Here is a 13,789-nt window from a genome sequence, read left to right as displayed (position 1 = left end):
TCAAGCGTTCATCACTGGGGCAATACCGAGGCGGCATGACGCTTGCGGCGCTTGGGACCGGCTCCTACAACGGGGGCAATGCGGCGGGCGATGTTGAGGAGAATTTCATGACCCTGAAGACCATTTCCCGACTGGCCGGCATCGTGCTGCTGAGCGCCGGGCTCGCTGGTTGCATGGACGTTACGGCCGAGATCGACGTGCTGAGCGAGACCACCGGCAAAACCACCACCGTGATGACGGTGGGCTCCGAGTTCTACCCGATGATCAAGCAGATGGCCGAGGCCGGCGGCGCGAATGCCGATTCGTCCGATGCGTTCTGCAAGGAAGAAGGCGACGTGCTGACCGAGAACGCGGATGGCAGCGGCACCTGTACCACGATCAAGGAAGGCGACCTCACCACGCTGACCACCGACGATGGCCCGAACTCCGACACCAGCTTCACCGTGGTGAGCCCGGGCGTCGTGCGCGTGGCGTTCAAGACCAACGAGATGACCAGCCAGATCAGCGAAGGCGCCGGCGCCGGCGGCGCCGAGGATGCGCAGGCCAAGGCGATGATGAAGACCTATTTCGAAGGTCACACCGCCACGATCCGGATCAAGGGCAAGCGCATCACCGAGACCAACATGACCAAGGTCGGCGACAACGCAGCCGAGATGGTGCTGAACTTCACCGAACTGCTCGACGGCACGGCCAACCTGCCCGAAGAGCTGTTCGCGGTCGTCGATACCCGCTGACCATGACGGATCGGGTCACAGTCGACTTCATCTGGCTCGATCACGGCCGGGGCCTCGAGGCTCCGCGGCAACAGAGCACGGGCGCGGCAGGGGTTGATCTCCTCGCCGCGCTCGGCGCTTCCGAGACCATGACGATCGAAGCCGGCAAGCGGGCGCTGGTGCCAACGGGCATGGCGATCGCGCTGCCGGCCGGCTACGAGGCGCAGGTGCGGCCGCGCTCCGGCCTCGCCGCCAAGCACGGCGTCACCGTGCTCAATACGCCCGGCACGATCGATGCCGACTATCGCGGCGAGATCAAAGTCATCCTGATCAATCACGGCGACGCGCCATTCACCATCCAGCGTGGCGACCGCATCGCCCAGATGGTGGTGGCGCCGGTTTCGGGCATAGACTTCCAACTCAGGGAGAATCTCGATGCGACTGAGCGTGGTGCAGGCGGTTTCGGTTCGACTGGTCGCTAGCTTTCTGGCTCTGGTGGCCGCTCCGGCGTTTGCCGGTGACGCCGCCGATTTCGCCGCACTCGGCTTTTCCGCCGATGGCCGCTACCTCGCCTACGAGGAATTCGGCGTCCAGGACGGCTCGGGCTTTCCCTACTCCAACATCTTCATCCTCGATGTCACCGAGGACAAATGGGCAGGTGGCTCGCCGTTCCGGGTGATGCTCGAAGACGAACAGCCGGGCCTTGCGACAGTGCGCACCAAGTCGGCTGAAGCGGCTGCCGCGGCGATCGCCAAGCTCGCGATCACCGAGCCGGCAGTGTTCGCCGCGATGCATGCCGACGCCGAGCCGGTCGAGGATCGCAAGGTTATCAAGTTCGGCACGCCCGGCGTCGGACTCTCCGGGCCTGACGATACCGCGACGCTGACGCTCTCGACCTTTCCCTCGACCTCGACGGTGCGCTGTGTCGAGGATTTCGGCTTCGAGCCGCCGGTGGGCTTTGAGTTGACGTTCGAGCCGTCCGACCGCATGGCGACGCTGATGTATCGCGACGACTCCGTCCCCGCCTCGCGCAACTGCACTGTCGACTACCAACTGAGCGCCGTCGTCGCGCCGGTCAACTGGGCGTGGCGGAACCTGACGCCGGTTGCCATCATCTCGGTGTTCTCGCGGGGTTTTGAGGGCCCGGACCGGCGCTTCATTGCCGTGCCGATCGTGAACCGTCCATGACGGACGCCGTGACGGACAGCAGGCCCGCCGCAACGACAGCGCTGAGCCCCGACGAGATCAAGCGCTACGCCCGCCACATCGTGCTGCGCGGAGTCGGCGGCGATGGCCAGCAGAAGCTGAAAGCGGCGCGCGTGCTGGTGATCGGCGCCGGCGGGCTCGGCAGCCCGCTGATCGCCTATCTTGCCGCGGCCGGCGTCGGCACCCTCGGCGTGGTCGACCATGACACGGTGTCGCTCTCGAACCTGCAGCGCCAGATGATCCACCAGAGCATCGGCATCGGCACGCCCAAGGCCGAAAGCGCTGGTGCGTTCGTCTCCGGGCTCAACGCGCATGTCGAATACATCCCGCATATCGAGCGCATCAGCTCGGAGAACGCGGCGCGGCTGCTCGCCGGCTACGACATGGTGATCGACGGCACCGACAATTTCGGCACCCGCCAGATCGTCGCCGAAGCCGCCGAAGCCGCGAAGCTCCCGCTGGTCTCGGGCGCCGTCTCGATGTTCGATGGTCAGGTCACGGTGTTCATGCCTGGCGCCAGGCAGTTCCGCGACCTCTACCCCGACACCCCTGATGAAGCCGACCTGCCGTCGTGCGAAGTGGTCGGCGTCATCGGCGCCGTCACCGGGGTCATCGGCACACTGATGGCGATGGAGGCGATCAAACTGATCACCGGCGTCGGCGAGCCGCTGGTCGGGCGGTTGCTGCTGTACGATGGACGGGCGGCGCGTTTCACTGAGTTGAACTATTAGCGGCCACTGCCGCGCTCTCACCCCACCCACCGGCCGTCATCCCGGCGAAAGCCGGGACCCACTGCTCGGACGGTAGGATAGGCACATCACGGCCCGGTCCATCACAGCAAGGTCGGCAGGATCCTGCGTTGGGAGAAGCCTGAGCACTGGGTCCCGACTTTCGTCGGGATGACGGCCGGTGTCGGTGGTGATCCACAGGACCGACCGTTCGTCCGTACCCCTACTTCACCCCACGCAAAGCCAGGGCGCGCTGGGCTCGGATCGAGAACAGCACCAGGGCCGCGATGGTCACGACGAACGGGATCATGCGGATGAGCTCGGCCGGGATGTCGTTGAAGAGGCCCGGCATCACCACCGCCAGCGCTTCGAAGGCGCCGAACAGCAGCGCTGCCAGCAAGGCGCCGACCGGGTGGCGGGCGCCGAGCAGCACGGCGCCGAGCGCGATGAAGCCGCGGCCGGCGGTCATGTCGCGGGTGAAGCCGACATAGTTGAACATCGCCAGCTGCGCCCCGCCGAGGCCGGCCAGAGCGCCCGAGACGACGAGGCTCAAGGTACGGATCTTGTTGACCGGGATGCCGGCCGCTTCCGGCGCCGCCGGATACTCGCCGACACCGCGCAGCCACAGACCCCAGGGCGTGCGGTAGAGGAAGTACCAGACTGCAAAGACCAGGAAGGCCGCAAGCCAGCTCAGCACCGAGTGGCCGGAGAGGAACGACTTGAGCACCGGCCCAATACCCGGGATGGCGCTGAGGAAGCTGAGATCGACCGCCGGGACGGCCTTCGACTGCAGGTTGATCGAGGTGCCCTTGTCGCCGCCGGTGGCGATGGCCAGGGCGAACACCGTACCGCCGGCCGCGAGGATGTTGATGGCGAAACCGACGAGGATGATGTCGGCCTTCAGGCGGAAGGCGAAGAACGCCATGATCAGCCCGAGCAGCGCCCCGGCGCCGAGCCCGGCGGCGACCGCGACGTACCACGGGGCATAGACCGAGACGATCACCGCGGTGAGGCAGCCGATCAGCATCATCCCCTCGAGCGCCACGTTGAGCGCCCCGCCGAGATCGGCGATGAGACCGCCCAGTGTCGCCAGCAACAAAGGCGTCGTGGTGCGGATGATGGTGACGAAGAAGGTGGCCGAAAAGACGGTGATGAGCAGTTCCATCATTTGGCGGCACCCCCGACGGTCGCAGGCGCGGCTGCCGGCGCCGGACTGCGCTTGAACAGCCTGGTGATGAAGTTGAGCGAGAAGGACGACGAGACGAGGAGGATAATGATGGCGGTGACGACGCCGATCACTTCAGCCGGCACGTCGGTGCGGATGTTCATCAGCTGCGCGCCCTGCCTGAGATAGCCGTAGAACAGCGCGACGATCGGCACGGCCAGGGGTCGGCTGCGGGCGACGATGGCGACGAGGATGCCCTCGAAGGCGAGCCCGCCCTCGAACAGCACGGTCAGCTTGCCATAGCCCTGGCCCTGCACGAACATCGAGCCCAAGAGGCCGCCCAGCGCGCCGGAGGCGGTCATCGCCGAGACCATGATGAAGGTCGCCTTGATGCCGGAATATTCGGCGAAGCGGGCATTGTGCCCGACCAGCCGGAGCTTCAGGCCCCAGCTGGTGCGATAGAGCGCGAACCATACCACCAGCACCGCAATCAGCGCGAAGACCAGGCCGAGGTCGAGCCGGGTGACGTTGAGCCCGTCGAACTTGATCAGCTGCGGGAACACGGCGCTGTCAGGGAAATCGTTGGTGGTCAGAACGCCCGGCTGCGGCTTGGGCAGGCTGGTGCGGACGAGGAAGTTGCAGACCTCGATGGCGATGTAGTTGAGCATCAGCGACGAGACGATCTCGTTGGCGCCGAGCTTGGCCTTGGCGATGCCCGGGAGGAACCCGTAAATGGCGCCGGCCAGCATGGCGGCGGTGATGCCGAGCGGGATGCCGGCCCAGCTGGCGCCGAGCGGCGACAGCGCCACGTAGCTGGCAGCCAGCGCGCCGATATAGACCTGCCCCTGCACGCCCATGGCGAACTGCCGGGCCTGAAACACCAGCGAGAAGGCGAGCCCGGTAATGGTGAGCTTGGCCACATCATCGAGCCAGAGGCCGATGGTACGCGGCTTCGAGGCGGGCGCGGTGAGCAGCTGGGTGATGGCCTCGAGCGGCGCTTTGGAGGTGAGCAGCACCACGATGAAGGTGACCAGCAGCGCGATCGCCAGGGCGCCGACGGCGCGGCCGACTTCGCGGCGAATGGTCTTCCAGCGAGAGTTACGGTCGATGGCGGGAATATTGCTCATTTGAGGGCCGCCTGCATTTCGTCTGCCGTCTGGGTCGAGAGCCCGAGCATGTAGGTGCCGAGCGTTTCGGGAGTGAGGTCCGGGGTATTGAGGAAGGCGGCGACGATCTTGCCGCGATAGAGCACCAGCAGCCGGTCGCTGAGCGCCAGCAATTCGCTGAGGTCGGCCGAACTCAGCAGCACGGCCGCGCCCTTGTCGCGGGCATCGGTGATGGTGCGCCAGATGAACTGCGTGGCGCCGAGGTCAACGCCTCGGGTGGGCTGGTTGACGAGAAGCAGTTTTGGCTGCTCGCTCAGCTCGCGCGCCACCACCACCTTCTGCATGTTGCCGCCCGACAGCGTGCCCACAGCCGAGCCGGGTCCGCCAACGCGGATCGAGAACCGTTCGATCAGCTTTTGCGCATTCGCCTTGATCGCCTTGAGGTCGAGCAGGCCGCCGCGGACATAGCGACTATCATTGAGGCGGGTGGCGACGAGGTTCTCGGCGACGGTCGAGCCGGTGGAGAGGCCCTCGGCGATGCGATCCTCGGGGATCGAAGCGAGGCCGAGGCCACGCCGTTGCAGGACACTCAGCGGGTTGGCGTTCTGGTTGGCGACGACGATGTCGCCGGCCGCCACCTGCCGCAGCCCGGCAATGGCCTCGAGCGTTTCGGCCTGGCCGTTCCCTTCGACGCCGACCAGCCCGACGATCTCGCCGGCATAGACGTTGAGGTCGAGCCCGGCCACCACTTCGGTGCCGCGCGCATTGACGATGCGAAGGCCGCTGACCGAGGCGACGCGCTCGGTCTGCTCGGTCGGCTTGCGCTCAACGCGGAGGCTCACTTCGCGCCCCACCATCATGGCGGCGAGGCTCTTCTCGGTGACCTCTTTGGTCTTGACCTGTCCGACGGTCTTGCCCTGCCGCATCACGGTGATGGAGTTCGAAATCTCCAGCACTTCGGGCAGCTTGTGGGCGATGAAGATCACGGTCTTGCCCTGCGCCACCAGCGAGCGGATGGCGACGAACAGCTCCTGCACTTCCTGCGGCGCCAGCACGGCCGTCGGCTCGTCGAGGATCAGGATGCGGGCATTGCGGTAGAGCGCCTTGAGGATTTCGACGCGCTGCTGCTGGCCGACGGGCAGCGAGCCCACCGGCGGCAGCGGATCGACCTTCAGGCGGAACTTGTCGCTGAGCGCCTGTACCTCGGCGATCGCCTTCTGGCGATCGAGCCGGATGCCAGCCCGGGGCTCGGAACCGAGCACCACGTTCTCGTAGACGGAAAAACTCGGGACCAGCGAAAAGTGCTGGAACACCATGCCGATGCCCGCATCGATGGCTTCGCGCGGCTTCGAAAAATGCACCTGCCTGTTGTCGAGCAGGAGGGTTCCGGCATTGGGCTGTTCGATGCCGAACAGGATCTTCATCAGGGTGGACTTGCCCGCGCCGTTCTCGCCCACCACGGCGTGAACCTCGCCCGGCTCGATGACGAGGTTCACCCCGTCATTGGCCACCACCCCGCCGGGATAGGTCTTGCCGATCCCGATTGCTTCCAGAAGCGCCATGCTGCCCCGCTCTGCGCACCGTCAAAACAAAGTGGGCCCCGCGTTGCCGCGGGGCCCGTCAGCTTACTTCATGTCGGTGGCGACTTCGATCTCGCCAGCGATGATCTTGGCTTCGATGGCGTCGACTTCGGCGCGCACATCGGCCGGCACGAGCTTCTCGTACCAGGCGTTCTTGGCGATCCCCACGGCGCCGTCCTTGATGCCGAGCAGCTGGCGCGAGCCATAAGGCGCCGTGCCGTCGAGCGTGCCCTTCAGCGCCAGGTTCAGCGAATGGCCGACCTTCTTCAGCACCGAGGTGAAGATCACATCGGCCTGGGCCGGATCGGAGGAGGCAAAGATGGTCGCCTGGTCGCTGTCGACGCCGACGGCGAGCTTGCCCGAATCCTTGACCGCCTGGAGCGAGCCGATACCGGTGCCGCCGGCGATCGGGAACACCACGTCAGCGCCCTGGTTGATCTGGGCGAGGGCGATTTCCTTGCCCTTGGCAGGGTCGTTGAACGAGCCGGCCACGGCATTGAGGATGTTGATCGAGGGGTTGGCCGCCTTGGCGCCCTGATCGAACCCGGTCTTGAAGTCGGTGACGGTCGGGAATTCCATGCCAATGATGGTGCCCAGCGTTGCCGATTTCGAGATCTTGGCGGCGGCAAAGCCGGCGAGGTAGCCCGCGGCGGCAGTGGTGTACTGCACGCCCAGCACGTTCTTGCATTCGCAGGCGCTGTAATCGGGCGCGTCATCGAAATCGATGAACTTCACGTCCGGATATTCCGGCGACAGTTCGACGATGTAGCCGGTCATGTCGAAGGTACCGGCGATGATCACGTCGTAGCCCGAGTCAGCGGCATCGGCGAGGCCGGCCTGCCACTTGGAGCGGTCATAGCCCAGCTCGATGATCTTGACGGTCACCGGCAGCTCGGCCTGCGCCGTCTTCATGCCCTCGGCCGCGTCATCGAAGAAGCTCTTGTCGCCGAGCGTGCCGTGAAGCACCAACGCGACCTTGAGCGGGTTGTCCTTAGTGTATTCCTGGGCGGCGGCGGGGATCGCCGTCGACATCATCATCGAGGCGGCGAGCAGAGTACCTGCTGCGGCCTTGGCCAAAGTCGAGATCAGAGACATGCGCACTCCTGTTTGCGTTTGTTCTAATGCTTGGGGGAATAGGCGGCGGATACGGCGTAGAGCGCGTCGACCTTACTGACATCGACCTCCTCGACGAACGTAATCTTGGGGGTGCCGAGGCGCCCGGAGGGATCGACCAGCGTCATGCCGCGGGTGATCCCGGGGGCGAGCGCCACGCTCGATGAGGCCTCGATCGACTTGGTGACCATCGAGGGATCGAGCACCACGGCGGCAGCCAGCGGATCGACATAGAGGAAGCGATCGGGCAGGCCGCGGCGGATGCCGTTCTCGCGGGCATGCTTCTGCAGCGCTTCGTTGAAGGTCTTGAGCGGCGAAGCCGGGATGCCGGCAAACAACGCGTCGATTTTCTCGCCGACCATGAAGTGGGTGAGGCAGGGCTCCCACGGGATCACCACTGTCTCGATACCAGCGGTCAGCACCACATGCGCGCCCTCGGGATCGGCATAGATGTTGAACTCGGCGGCCGGCGTGGTGTTGCCGCGGCCATAGACGTTGCCGCCCATGATGGTGAGCGTGCCGATGCCATCGACAATCGAAGGATCGAGCCGGAGCGCCAGCGCCAGGTTGGTCAAAGGGCCGATCATCAGGATGTCGGCCTTCTCACCCTTGGCCTTCGCCGCGTTGAAGGTGCGGATCAGGACGCCGACGCCATCGTCGGAGGCATGGGTGTCCTGGCTCGGGGGACGCGGCGCGCCGCCGAGGCCATCATCGCCATGCACGTATTTGGCGTCGATGATCGGCTGGGTCAGCGGGCGGTCGGCGCCGCGATGCACCGGGATCGAAACGCCGAGCTGGGCGCATGTGGCGAGGAGATTGGTGGTCGCCTGGTCGCGGCCGACATTGCCGAACACCGTGGTGATCAGGTCGGGCACTTTGCCGTTGGCAACCAGCAGAATGAGCGCCTGGGCGTCGTCGACGCCACCGTCGCTGTCGAAAATAAAGGTCCGTTCGGTCAAGCTACTGCTTTCTTGTTCTTGGCGTCCGTCCTGGCTTGTTGGACGCGGTTCCAGAACTCGGCGTAAGTCGCCGAGTATGTCTGTCGGATGTCTCCAAAGGGCCGGCGCGTCAAGCTGCGGTTCTGCACCAATTGCTCGCCACCCACCCAAAGGTGACGCAGGTCGCGACCGCTGCCCGAATAGACCAGTAGGGTTTCAGGGTCCGGCGTCTCGGAATAGCCGGCGCCGCTGAGGTCGAAGGCCGCGATGTCGGCAGCCTTGCCGATCTCGAGACTGCCGATCTCGTGCTCGAGGCCGAGCGCCCTGGCGCCTTCGATGGTCGCCATGCGGATGAGGTCGCGGCTCGACAGCGGCTGCGCTACGCCTTCGCGGTGGCTGGCAACCAGCCCGGCGACCCGCATCTCCGAGACCATGTCGTAGGAATTGTTGGCCGCGACATTGTCGGTACCGAGCGCCACTGTGACGCCGGCGGCCCTCAGGCTCACGGCCGGGCAGATGCCCGATCGGCCCGACCGGAGGCCGGCCGAGGCGTTGTAGGACACCGAGGCGTGCGGGGCGCGGGCAAACACCGCGATGTCCTCATCGCTGAGGTCGATGCAATGCGCCGCGTGGATGCGACCCTTGAAGAAGCCGAGCTGCTCAAGCGCCACCGCCGCCGTGGTGCCGTAGCGACGCTGCGTCTCCTCGTTGTCCTCCGGGCCGCAAGCCATATGGAGGTGGAGGCCGACGCCATACTCATTGGCGACCGCCACTTCCTCGACCAACAGGGCCTCGGTGTTGTCGACATAGGGGGCGTGCGGGCCGAACCACGGGACGATGCGGCCATCGGCCGAGCGCTGGTGCTCGAGGAAAGCGGTGGCTTTGGCCAGCTCTTCCGCGCCGCGACGCTCGTCGCCGAGCTGCACGATGCCGTAGGCGATGACGGCGCGCAGTCCGGCGTCCTTGACGGCGTCGGCGATCTCCTCGGCAAAGAAATACTGGTCGCAGAAGGTGGTGGTACCGGAGAGCGCCATTTCGGCGCAGCTCAGCGCCACGGCGGGGCCGATATCGGACGCGACAAGCGACAGCTCCGGCTCGCGGATCGAGTTGTACCAGCCCTCCATGGTGAGCAGGCTCTGGCCTTCCGAGCGGCCGCGGAACAGCACCATCGCCGAGTGGGTATGGGCGTTCACCAGTCCCGGCATGACGAGGTGTCCGGTCAGGTCGAACACCTCGTCGAAGCCGGACGGGTTGGGAGTAGCGTCGCGGGGTCCTACACCGCTGATCCGACCGTCGTGGATGGCGACGAAGCCAGCCTCGAACACTCGATTTTCAGCGTCCACGGAGAGAACCGTCGCTCCGTGGATAAGCGTTGAACCCATTTGACCCCCGTCCGGTAAACCGGTTTACATGACGATCTAACGACACTCAAAAGCCGCTTGTCAAATGCAATCGCGGCAGGACACAGGCACCTGAAGTGAGCCTCAATCCGTTCCAGGCAGACCCCGACATCGCCGCCCGATTTGACCGCCAGAGCGCTGCAATCGGCGACCGGCTCGGTGCAGCAATCGCTGAGCTGGTGGCAGCAAAAGCGCGCCGACCGGAAGATAATCTGGGCAGCATCGTGCTCGCCTCCGAGGTGACGATACTGCGCCAAAGCTTCGGGCTCGGCAGCGTCGAGGAGCTGATGCTTCTGGCGCTGGCGCCGGCACGGGGGATCGCCCGGCAGCCGATTTCGAATTTCTTCGTCGGCGCGGTCGGGCTGGAGCGCGAAACCGGCAACCTGATCCTTGGCGGCAATGTGGAATTCCCCGGCACCCATCTGGGCTTCACCATCCACGGCGAGGGGTTCGTGTTCACCCGCGCCGCCACGCGCGGCACGACGATCGAAACCATTGCGCTCGGCGAAGCGCATCCCTGTGCCCATTGCCGACAGTACCTCTCGGAGTTTGCCGGGAGCCGCGAACTGACGCTGATCGACCCGCTCGGGCACCGGCTCACGATGGCGCAGCTCTACCCGTGGCCGTTCGATCCCGACTATCTGGGCGAGCGCGGCGCCATCGCCGGCGCCTATGACGCGAGCCTCGACCTCGCTGCCAATGACTGGCCCACGACCATCGCCGACCGGCTGCTCGATGCCGGCCGCCGCGCCCATGCGCCCTACAGCAAATGCCCAGGCGCGGTGGTGCTGGCGCTCAGCGATGGGCAGATGGTCTCGGGCTTCTCGGTCGAGAGCGTTGCCTTCAATCCGACCATGGGCCCCTTGCAGGCGGCGATGATCAACCTTATCGCGCATGGCTATGAGGCAGCCGATATCGCCGAGGCGGCGCTCGGAACGCGGCTCAATGGCAATGTCGACTATGCACTGAGCGTCACGGAGCTGTTCGGCAAGCTTGCTCCTCATGCGCCAATATCAATCGTAGGGTGGGCGTGATGCTCGATACCGCAAGCGCCAGCTGGGAAGACGTCTCGGCGGCCATTTCCAAGGGACTGATCGCCGTGCTGCCGGTCGGCGCGGTGGAGCAGCATGGCGCGCACCTGCCGCTTCTCACCGACACGGTACTGGCGAGCGGCGTCGCCCGGCGAATCGCCGAGGGGTGCGATGGGCTGCTGCTGCCGGCCATCGCCTATGGCGACGCATGGACGGCGGAAGACTGGGCCGGAACGCTGTCGCTGTCGCCCGATACGATCCGCGCCACGATCACCGATATCGGCCGCGGCTTGCAGCGCATGGGGGTGAAAGGGCTGATCACCGTCAACGGGCACTTTGGCAATCGCGAGCCGATCAACCTCGCGGCGCGGGCGCTGAGCGAAGCGGGCTTTCCGGTGCTGCATCTCGACTATCCCAGGCTCGAGGCGCTGGCCGCCGAGCTGATGGAGAGCGAGCCGGCCGGGCCGGGCTTCTATCACGCCGACGAGGTAGAGACCTCGATGATGCTGGCGCTGGCGCCGGAGACCGTCCGCATGGAGCGCGCCGCGCCGGAATATCCGGAGTTCCCGGAGCTGTTCGGCGCCGAGCCGATGAAGCTCTCGGCCTTCAACCGATCGGGCGTCTTCGGCGACCCGCGGCCGGCTACGGCGCAGAAGGGCGAAGAGCTGATCGGGGGGATCGCGGCGGAGAGCCTGAGGCTCATCGGTCTATGGACAAAGAAGCACGGAATTTGAACATGACTGAAGCAGACGGCCCCCTCCCGGCCTCCCCCACAAGGGGGGAGGTGAAGAGTCGAGGCTGTGGCTCGATCGTGCCCAACGCACTGGCGGGGCACCTCCCCCTTCATGGGGGAGGATGGGAGGGGGCCGTCTCTATCAATAGGACATCTGTATGACCTCCCTCCCCGACGACCTGCTGATCACCGCCGCCGACGAAGTCAAAATCCGGCAGGACCTGCTGCTGGTCTCCCTCGGCAAGCGCCCGGCCGATCGGTCGCTGCGGGTCGGCAAACTCCTCGACGTGCATTCGCGCACCTGGATGCACGACCAGGAGATCGTCATGCGCGGCAGGCGCATCGCCTGGGTCGGGCCGGCGGGCGAATACCAGGGGCAGGTCAAGGAGCGTTTCCACGAGCCGAAACTTGCCGCGGTGCCGGGCTTCGGCGAGGTACACAAGCATATCGAGAGCTCGCACCTGACGCCGGAATGGGAGGCGGCTCTGGTGATGCCGCGCGGCAATACCTGGACCTGCGAGGCGAGCCACGAATTCTCCAATGTCGACGGGCCACACAACCTCGAGTTCTGGCTGACGGCGCGACAGGCGGGCTCGCCGCTGAAGGTGTTTCCGCAGCCGGGTTCGGCCGTGCCGCCCACTGCCTACGAGTGGGGCGGCGGGTATTTCGGCCATGACGAGCAGGCGAAATTCATGGCCGCCAGCCCGATGGTCACCGGGCTCGACGAGGTGATGGACTGGCCGGCGGTGTGGAACCCCGAAAACCCCTCGCATCAGCGGCTATGGGGAATGATCGAGGCGACGTTCGCGGCGCGCGGCGTGGTCGAAGGCCACGGGGCCGGTCTCCGTACCCTCAGCGAAATCAACGCCTTCGCTGCGGCGGGCCTTGCCTCCGACCATGAAATGATGACGGCCGACGAAGCCTGGGACAAACTGCGGCACGGGCTGTTCATCGAGATCCGCATTCACTCGATGACCGAGATCGTCACCGGGCTGCTGCAGAAGGGGCTGGTCGACTGGAGCCAGGTGGCCTTCGCCACCGACGACCGCAGCGCCACGCTGACGCTCGAGACCGGCGCCACCGACCACAATATCCGCACCGCCATCGCCGCAGGCCTGCCGGCCGAGATCGCCATCCAGTGCGCCACCATCAACCCGGCGCGGCACATGCGGCTGACGCCCTGGGTCGGCTCGATCTCGCCCGGGCGGTTCGCCGACATGGTGCTGCTTGACGATGTCGCGTCGCTGAAGATCGCCAAGGTCTGGGCTGATGGGGCGCAGATTTCGGAAGGCACGACGTTCATCGGCAAGGTGCCGGATATCGCCTGGCCGGCATGGGCAACGCGGACCATCAATATCCGGCGTGACATCACCCCCGAGGATTTCGCCATCAAGGCGGCGCCGGGACGAAAGACCATGCAGGCGGCGGTGATCCGGCCATTCCACTGGCACCCGGATTTCTACACCATGGAGCTGCCGGTCGAAGGCGGCGAGGTGCAGCGGCTCGAGAGCGAGAACCTCACCAAGTTCGCCATCGTCGATCGCTTCTCGGGCGAGGGGAAGGTGGCGAAGATGTTCTGGCGCGGCTGCGGGCCGCGCGATGCGGATACCGCGGTTGCCTGCTCGGTGGCGCATGACAAGCACAATATCTGGACCTGCGGCTCGTCCGATGCCGCCATGGCGCTGGCGGTCAACACGCTGCGGGAGACACAGGGCGGCTGGGCGCTGGTGCATAAGGGCAAGGTCACGGCGACGGTGCGGTTCGAGATCGGCGGGTTGATGAGTAAGCGCCCGGCGGCGGAGCTCGACGCCGATATGCAGGCACTGTACCGGGCCGCGGAGGCGGTCGACTGGATGTACGAGCCGACCTTCCGCCCGCGCTGGAACCCGGGCTTTCCGGAGCGGCTGATGTTCGCGACGCTCACCTGCGCGCCGTGGACCTGGGTGCTGGTGGCGCCCTCACCGCTGGCGCCGGAGGGCTTCGTCAACGTCTCGACCGGCGAGGTGCATCCGGTGGTTTGGTAGTCCGGCGCTCGGCGCGGCCCCCTCCCTCCCCCTTGAGGGGAGGGATTGAGGG

13 protein-coding genes are annotated in these 13,789 nt (G+C 66.0%); 7 read left to right on the top strand and 6 right to left on the bottom strand.

Going from position 1 to position 13,789, the window contains the following annotated elements; genetic code table 11:
* Positions 1–107: 107 nt before the first annotated feature.
* From VW23_RS21585 to VW23_RS21570, 4 genes are read left to right on the top strand one after another with little or no spacing between them, the layout of a single operon-like run.
* Positions 108–734, top strand: a complete 627-nt coding sequence (locus VW23_RS21585) for a hypothetical protein (RefSeq protein ID WP_141728437.1) — start codon at positions 108–110, stop codon at positions 732–734.
* Between the two features lie 2 nt (positions 735–736).
* A complete protein-coding gene (gene dut / locus VW23_RS21580) occupies positions 737–1,195 on the top strand; it encodes a dUTP diphosphatase (protein ID WP_069911559.1) in 459 nt (152 codons plus the stop codon).
* Positions 1,149–1,901: a DUF2259 domain-containing protein gene (locus tag VW23_RS21575; RefSeq protein ID WP_069911558.1), complete on the top strand. Its 753-nt coding sequence runs from the start codon at positions 1,149–1,151 to the stop codon at positions 1,899–1,901. The genes dut and VW23_RS21575 overlap by 47 nt, the downstream gene beginning before the upstream one ends.
* Entirely contained in the window at positions 1,898–2,650 is a 753-nt protein-coding gene (locus VW23_RS21570; RefSeq protein WP_069911557.1) for a HesA/MoeB/ThiF family protein, read from the top strand. Before VW23_RS21575 ends, VW23_RS21570 begins: the two co-directional genes overlap by 4 nt.
* A 220-nt stretch (positions 2,651–2,870) precedes the next feature.
* Here the strand turns inward: VW23_RS21570 and VW23_RS21565 are convergent, their stop codons facing one another.
* The 6 genes from VW23_RS21565 to VW23_RS21540 all read right to left on the bottom strand — a co-directional run bounded on the left by VW23_RS21565 (position 2,871) and on the right by VW23_RS21540 (position 9,874).
* Positions 2,871–3,815: an ABC transporter permease gene (locus VW23_RS21565; protein WP_069911556.1), complete on the bottom strand. Its 945-nt coding sequence runs from the start codon at positions 3,813–3,815 to the stop codon at positions 2,871–2,873.
* Positions 3,812–4,939 (bottom strand): ABC transporter permease, encoded by a 1,128-nt coding sequence (locus VW23_RS21560; RefSeq protein WP_069911555.1) that lies wholly within the window; start codon positions 4,937–4,939, stop codon positions 3,812–3,814. The genes VW23_RS21565 and VW23_RS21560 overlap by 4 nt, the downstream gene beginning before the upstream one ends.
* On the bottom strand, positions 4,936–6,480 hold the full coding sequence (locus tag VW23_RS21555) for an ABC transporter ATP-binding protein (RefSeq protein WP_069911554.1): 1,545 nt from the start codon (positions 6,478–6,480) through the stop codon (positions 4,936–4,938). Before VW23_RS21555 ends, VW23_RS21560 begins: the two co-directional genes overlap by 4 nt.
* A gap of 63 nt (positions 6,481–6,543) precedes the next feature.
* Positions 6,544–7,593 carry a BMP family lipoprotein gene (locus VW23_RS21550; RefSeq protein ID WP_069911553.1) on the bottom strand — a complete coding sequence of 350 codons (1,050 nt, stop codon included), beginning with the start codon at positions 7,591–7,593 and terminating at the stop codon, positions 6,544–6,546.
* 23 nt (positions 7,594–7,616) lie between these two features.
* A complete protein-coding gene (locus tag VW23_RS21545; RefSeq protein ID WP_141728436.1) occupies positions 7,617–8,570 on the bottom strand; it encodes a nucleoside hydrolase in 954 nt (317 codons plus the stop codon).
* Positions 8,567–9,874, bottom strand: coding sequence for an amidohydrolase family protein (locus tag VW23_RS21540; RefSeq protein WP_201788082.1), 1,308 nt, complete (start codon positions 9,872–9,874; stop codon positions 8,567–8,569). The genes VW23_RS21545 and VW23_RS21540 overlap by 4 nt, the downstream gene beginning before the upstream one ends.
* 152 nt (positions 9,875–10,026) lie before the next feature.
* Here VW23_RS21540 and VW23_RS21535 point away from each other — a divergent pair, with 152 nt between their 5' ends.
* The 3 genes from VW23_RS21535 (at position 10,027) to VW23_RS21525 (ending at position 13,737) form a co-directional block, all read left to right on the top strand.
* Positions 10,027–10,983 carry a hypothetical protein gene (locus tag VW23_RS21535; protein ID WP_069911551.1) on the top strand — a complete coding sequence of 319 codons (957 nt, stop codon included), beginning with the start codon at positions 10,027–10,029 and terminating at the stop codon, positions 10,981–10,983.
* Entirely contained in the window at positions 10,983–11,714 is a 732-nt protein-coding gene (locus VW23_RS21530) for a creatininase family protein (RefSeq protein WP_069911574.1), read from the top strand. Before VW23_RS21535 ends, VW23_RS21530 begins: the two co-directional genes overlap by 1 nt.
* A gap of 157 nt (positions 11,715–11,871) precedes the next feature.
* Positions 11,872–13,737: an adenine deaminase gene (locus VW23_RS21525; RefSeq protein WP_069911550.1), complete on the top strand. Its 1,866-nt coding sequence runs from the start codon at positions 11,872–11,874 to the stop codon at positions 13,735–13,737.
* The last annotated feature ends 52 nt before the right edge of the window (positions 13,738–13,789 follow it).

It is taken from the genome of Devosia insulae DS-56, assembly GCF_000970465.2.
GTDB classification, from domain to species: domain Bacteria; phylum Pseudomonadota; class Alphaproteobacteria; order Rhizobiales; family Devosiaceae; genus Devosia_A; species Devosia_A insulae.
Note: the sequence above shows the minus strand (reverse complement) of the source record. Positions and strands in the feature narration are given on the sequence as shown.

What these genes read in the sequence shown, in the direction of transcription:
- VW23_RS21585 (WP_141728437.1), top strand. Translation starts at nt 108, where the DNA reads ATGACCCTGAAGACCATTTCCCGACTGGCCGGCATCGTGCTGCTGAGC.
- dut (WP_069911559.1), top strand. Translation starts at nt 737, where the DNA reads ATGACGGATCGGGTCACAGTCGACTTCATCTGGCTCGATCACGGCCGG.
- VW23_RS21575 (WP_069911558.1), top strand. Translation starts at nt 1,149, where the DNA reads ATGCGACTGAGCGTGGTGCAGGCGGTTTCGGTTCGACTGGTCGCTAGC.
- VW23_RS21570 (WP_069911557.1), top strand. Translation starts at nt 1,898, where the DNA reads ATGACGGACGCCGTGACGGACAGCAGGCCCGCCGCAACGACAGCGCTG.
- VW23_RS21565 (WP_069911556.1), bottom strand. Translation starts at nt 3,815, where the DNA reads ATGATGGAACTGCTCATCACCGTCTTTTCGGCCACCTTCTTCGTCACC.
- VW23_RS21560 (WP_069911555.1), bottom strand. Translation starts at nt 4,939, where the DNA reads ATGAGCAATATTCCCGCCATCGACCGTAACTCTCGCTGGAAGACCATT.
- VW23_RS21555 (WP_069911554.1), bottom strand. Translation starts at nt 6,480, where the DNA reads ATGGCGCTTCTGGAAGCAATCGGGATCGGCAAGACCTATCCCGGCGGG.
- VW23_RS21550 (WP_069911553.1), bottom strand. Translation starts at nt 7,593, where the DNA reads ATGTCTCTGATCTCGACTTTGGCCAAGGCCGCAGCAGGTACTCTGCTC.
- VW23_RS21530 (WP_069911574.1), top strand. Translation starts at nt 10,983, where the DNA reads ATGCTCGATACCGCAAGCGCCAGCTGGGAAGACGTCTCGGCGGCCATT.
- VW23_RS21525 (WP_069911550.1), top strand. Translation starts at nt 11,872, where the DNA reads ATGACCTCCCTCCCCGACGACCTGCTGATCACCGCCGCCGACGAAGTC.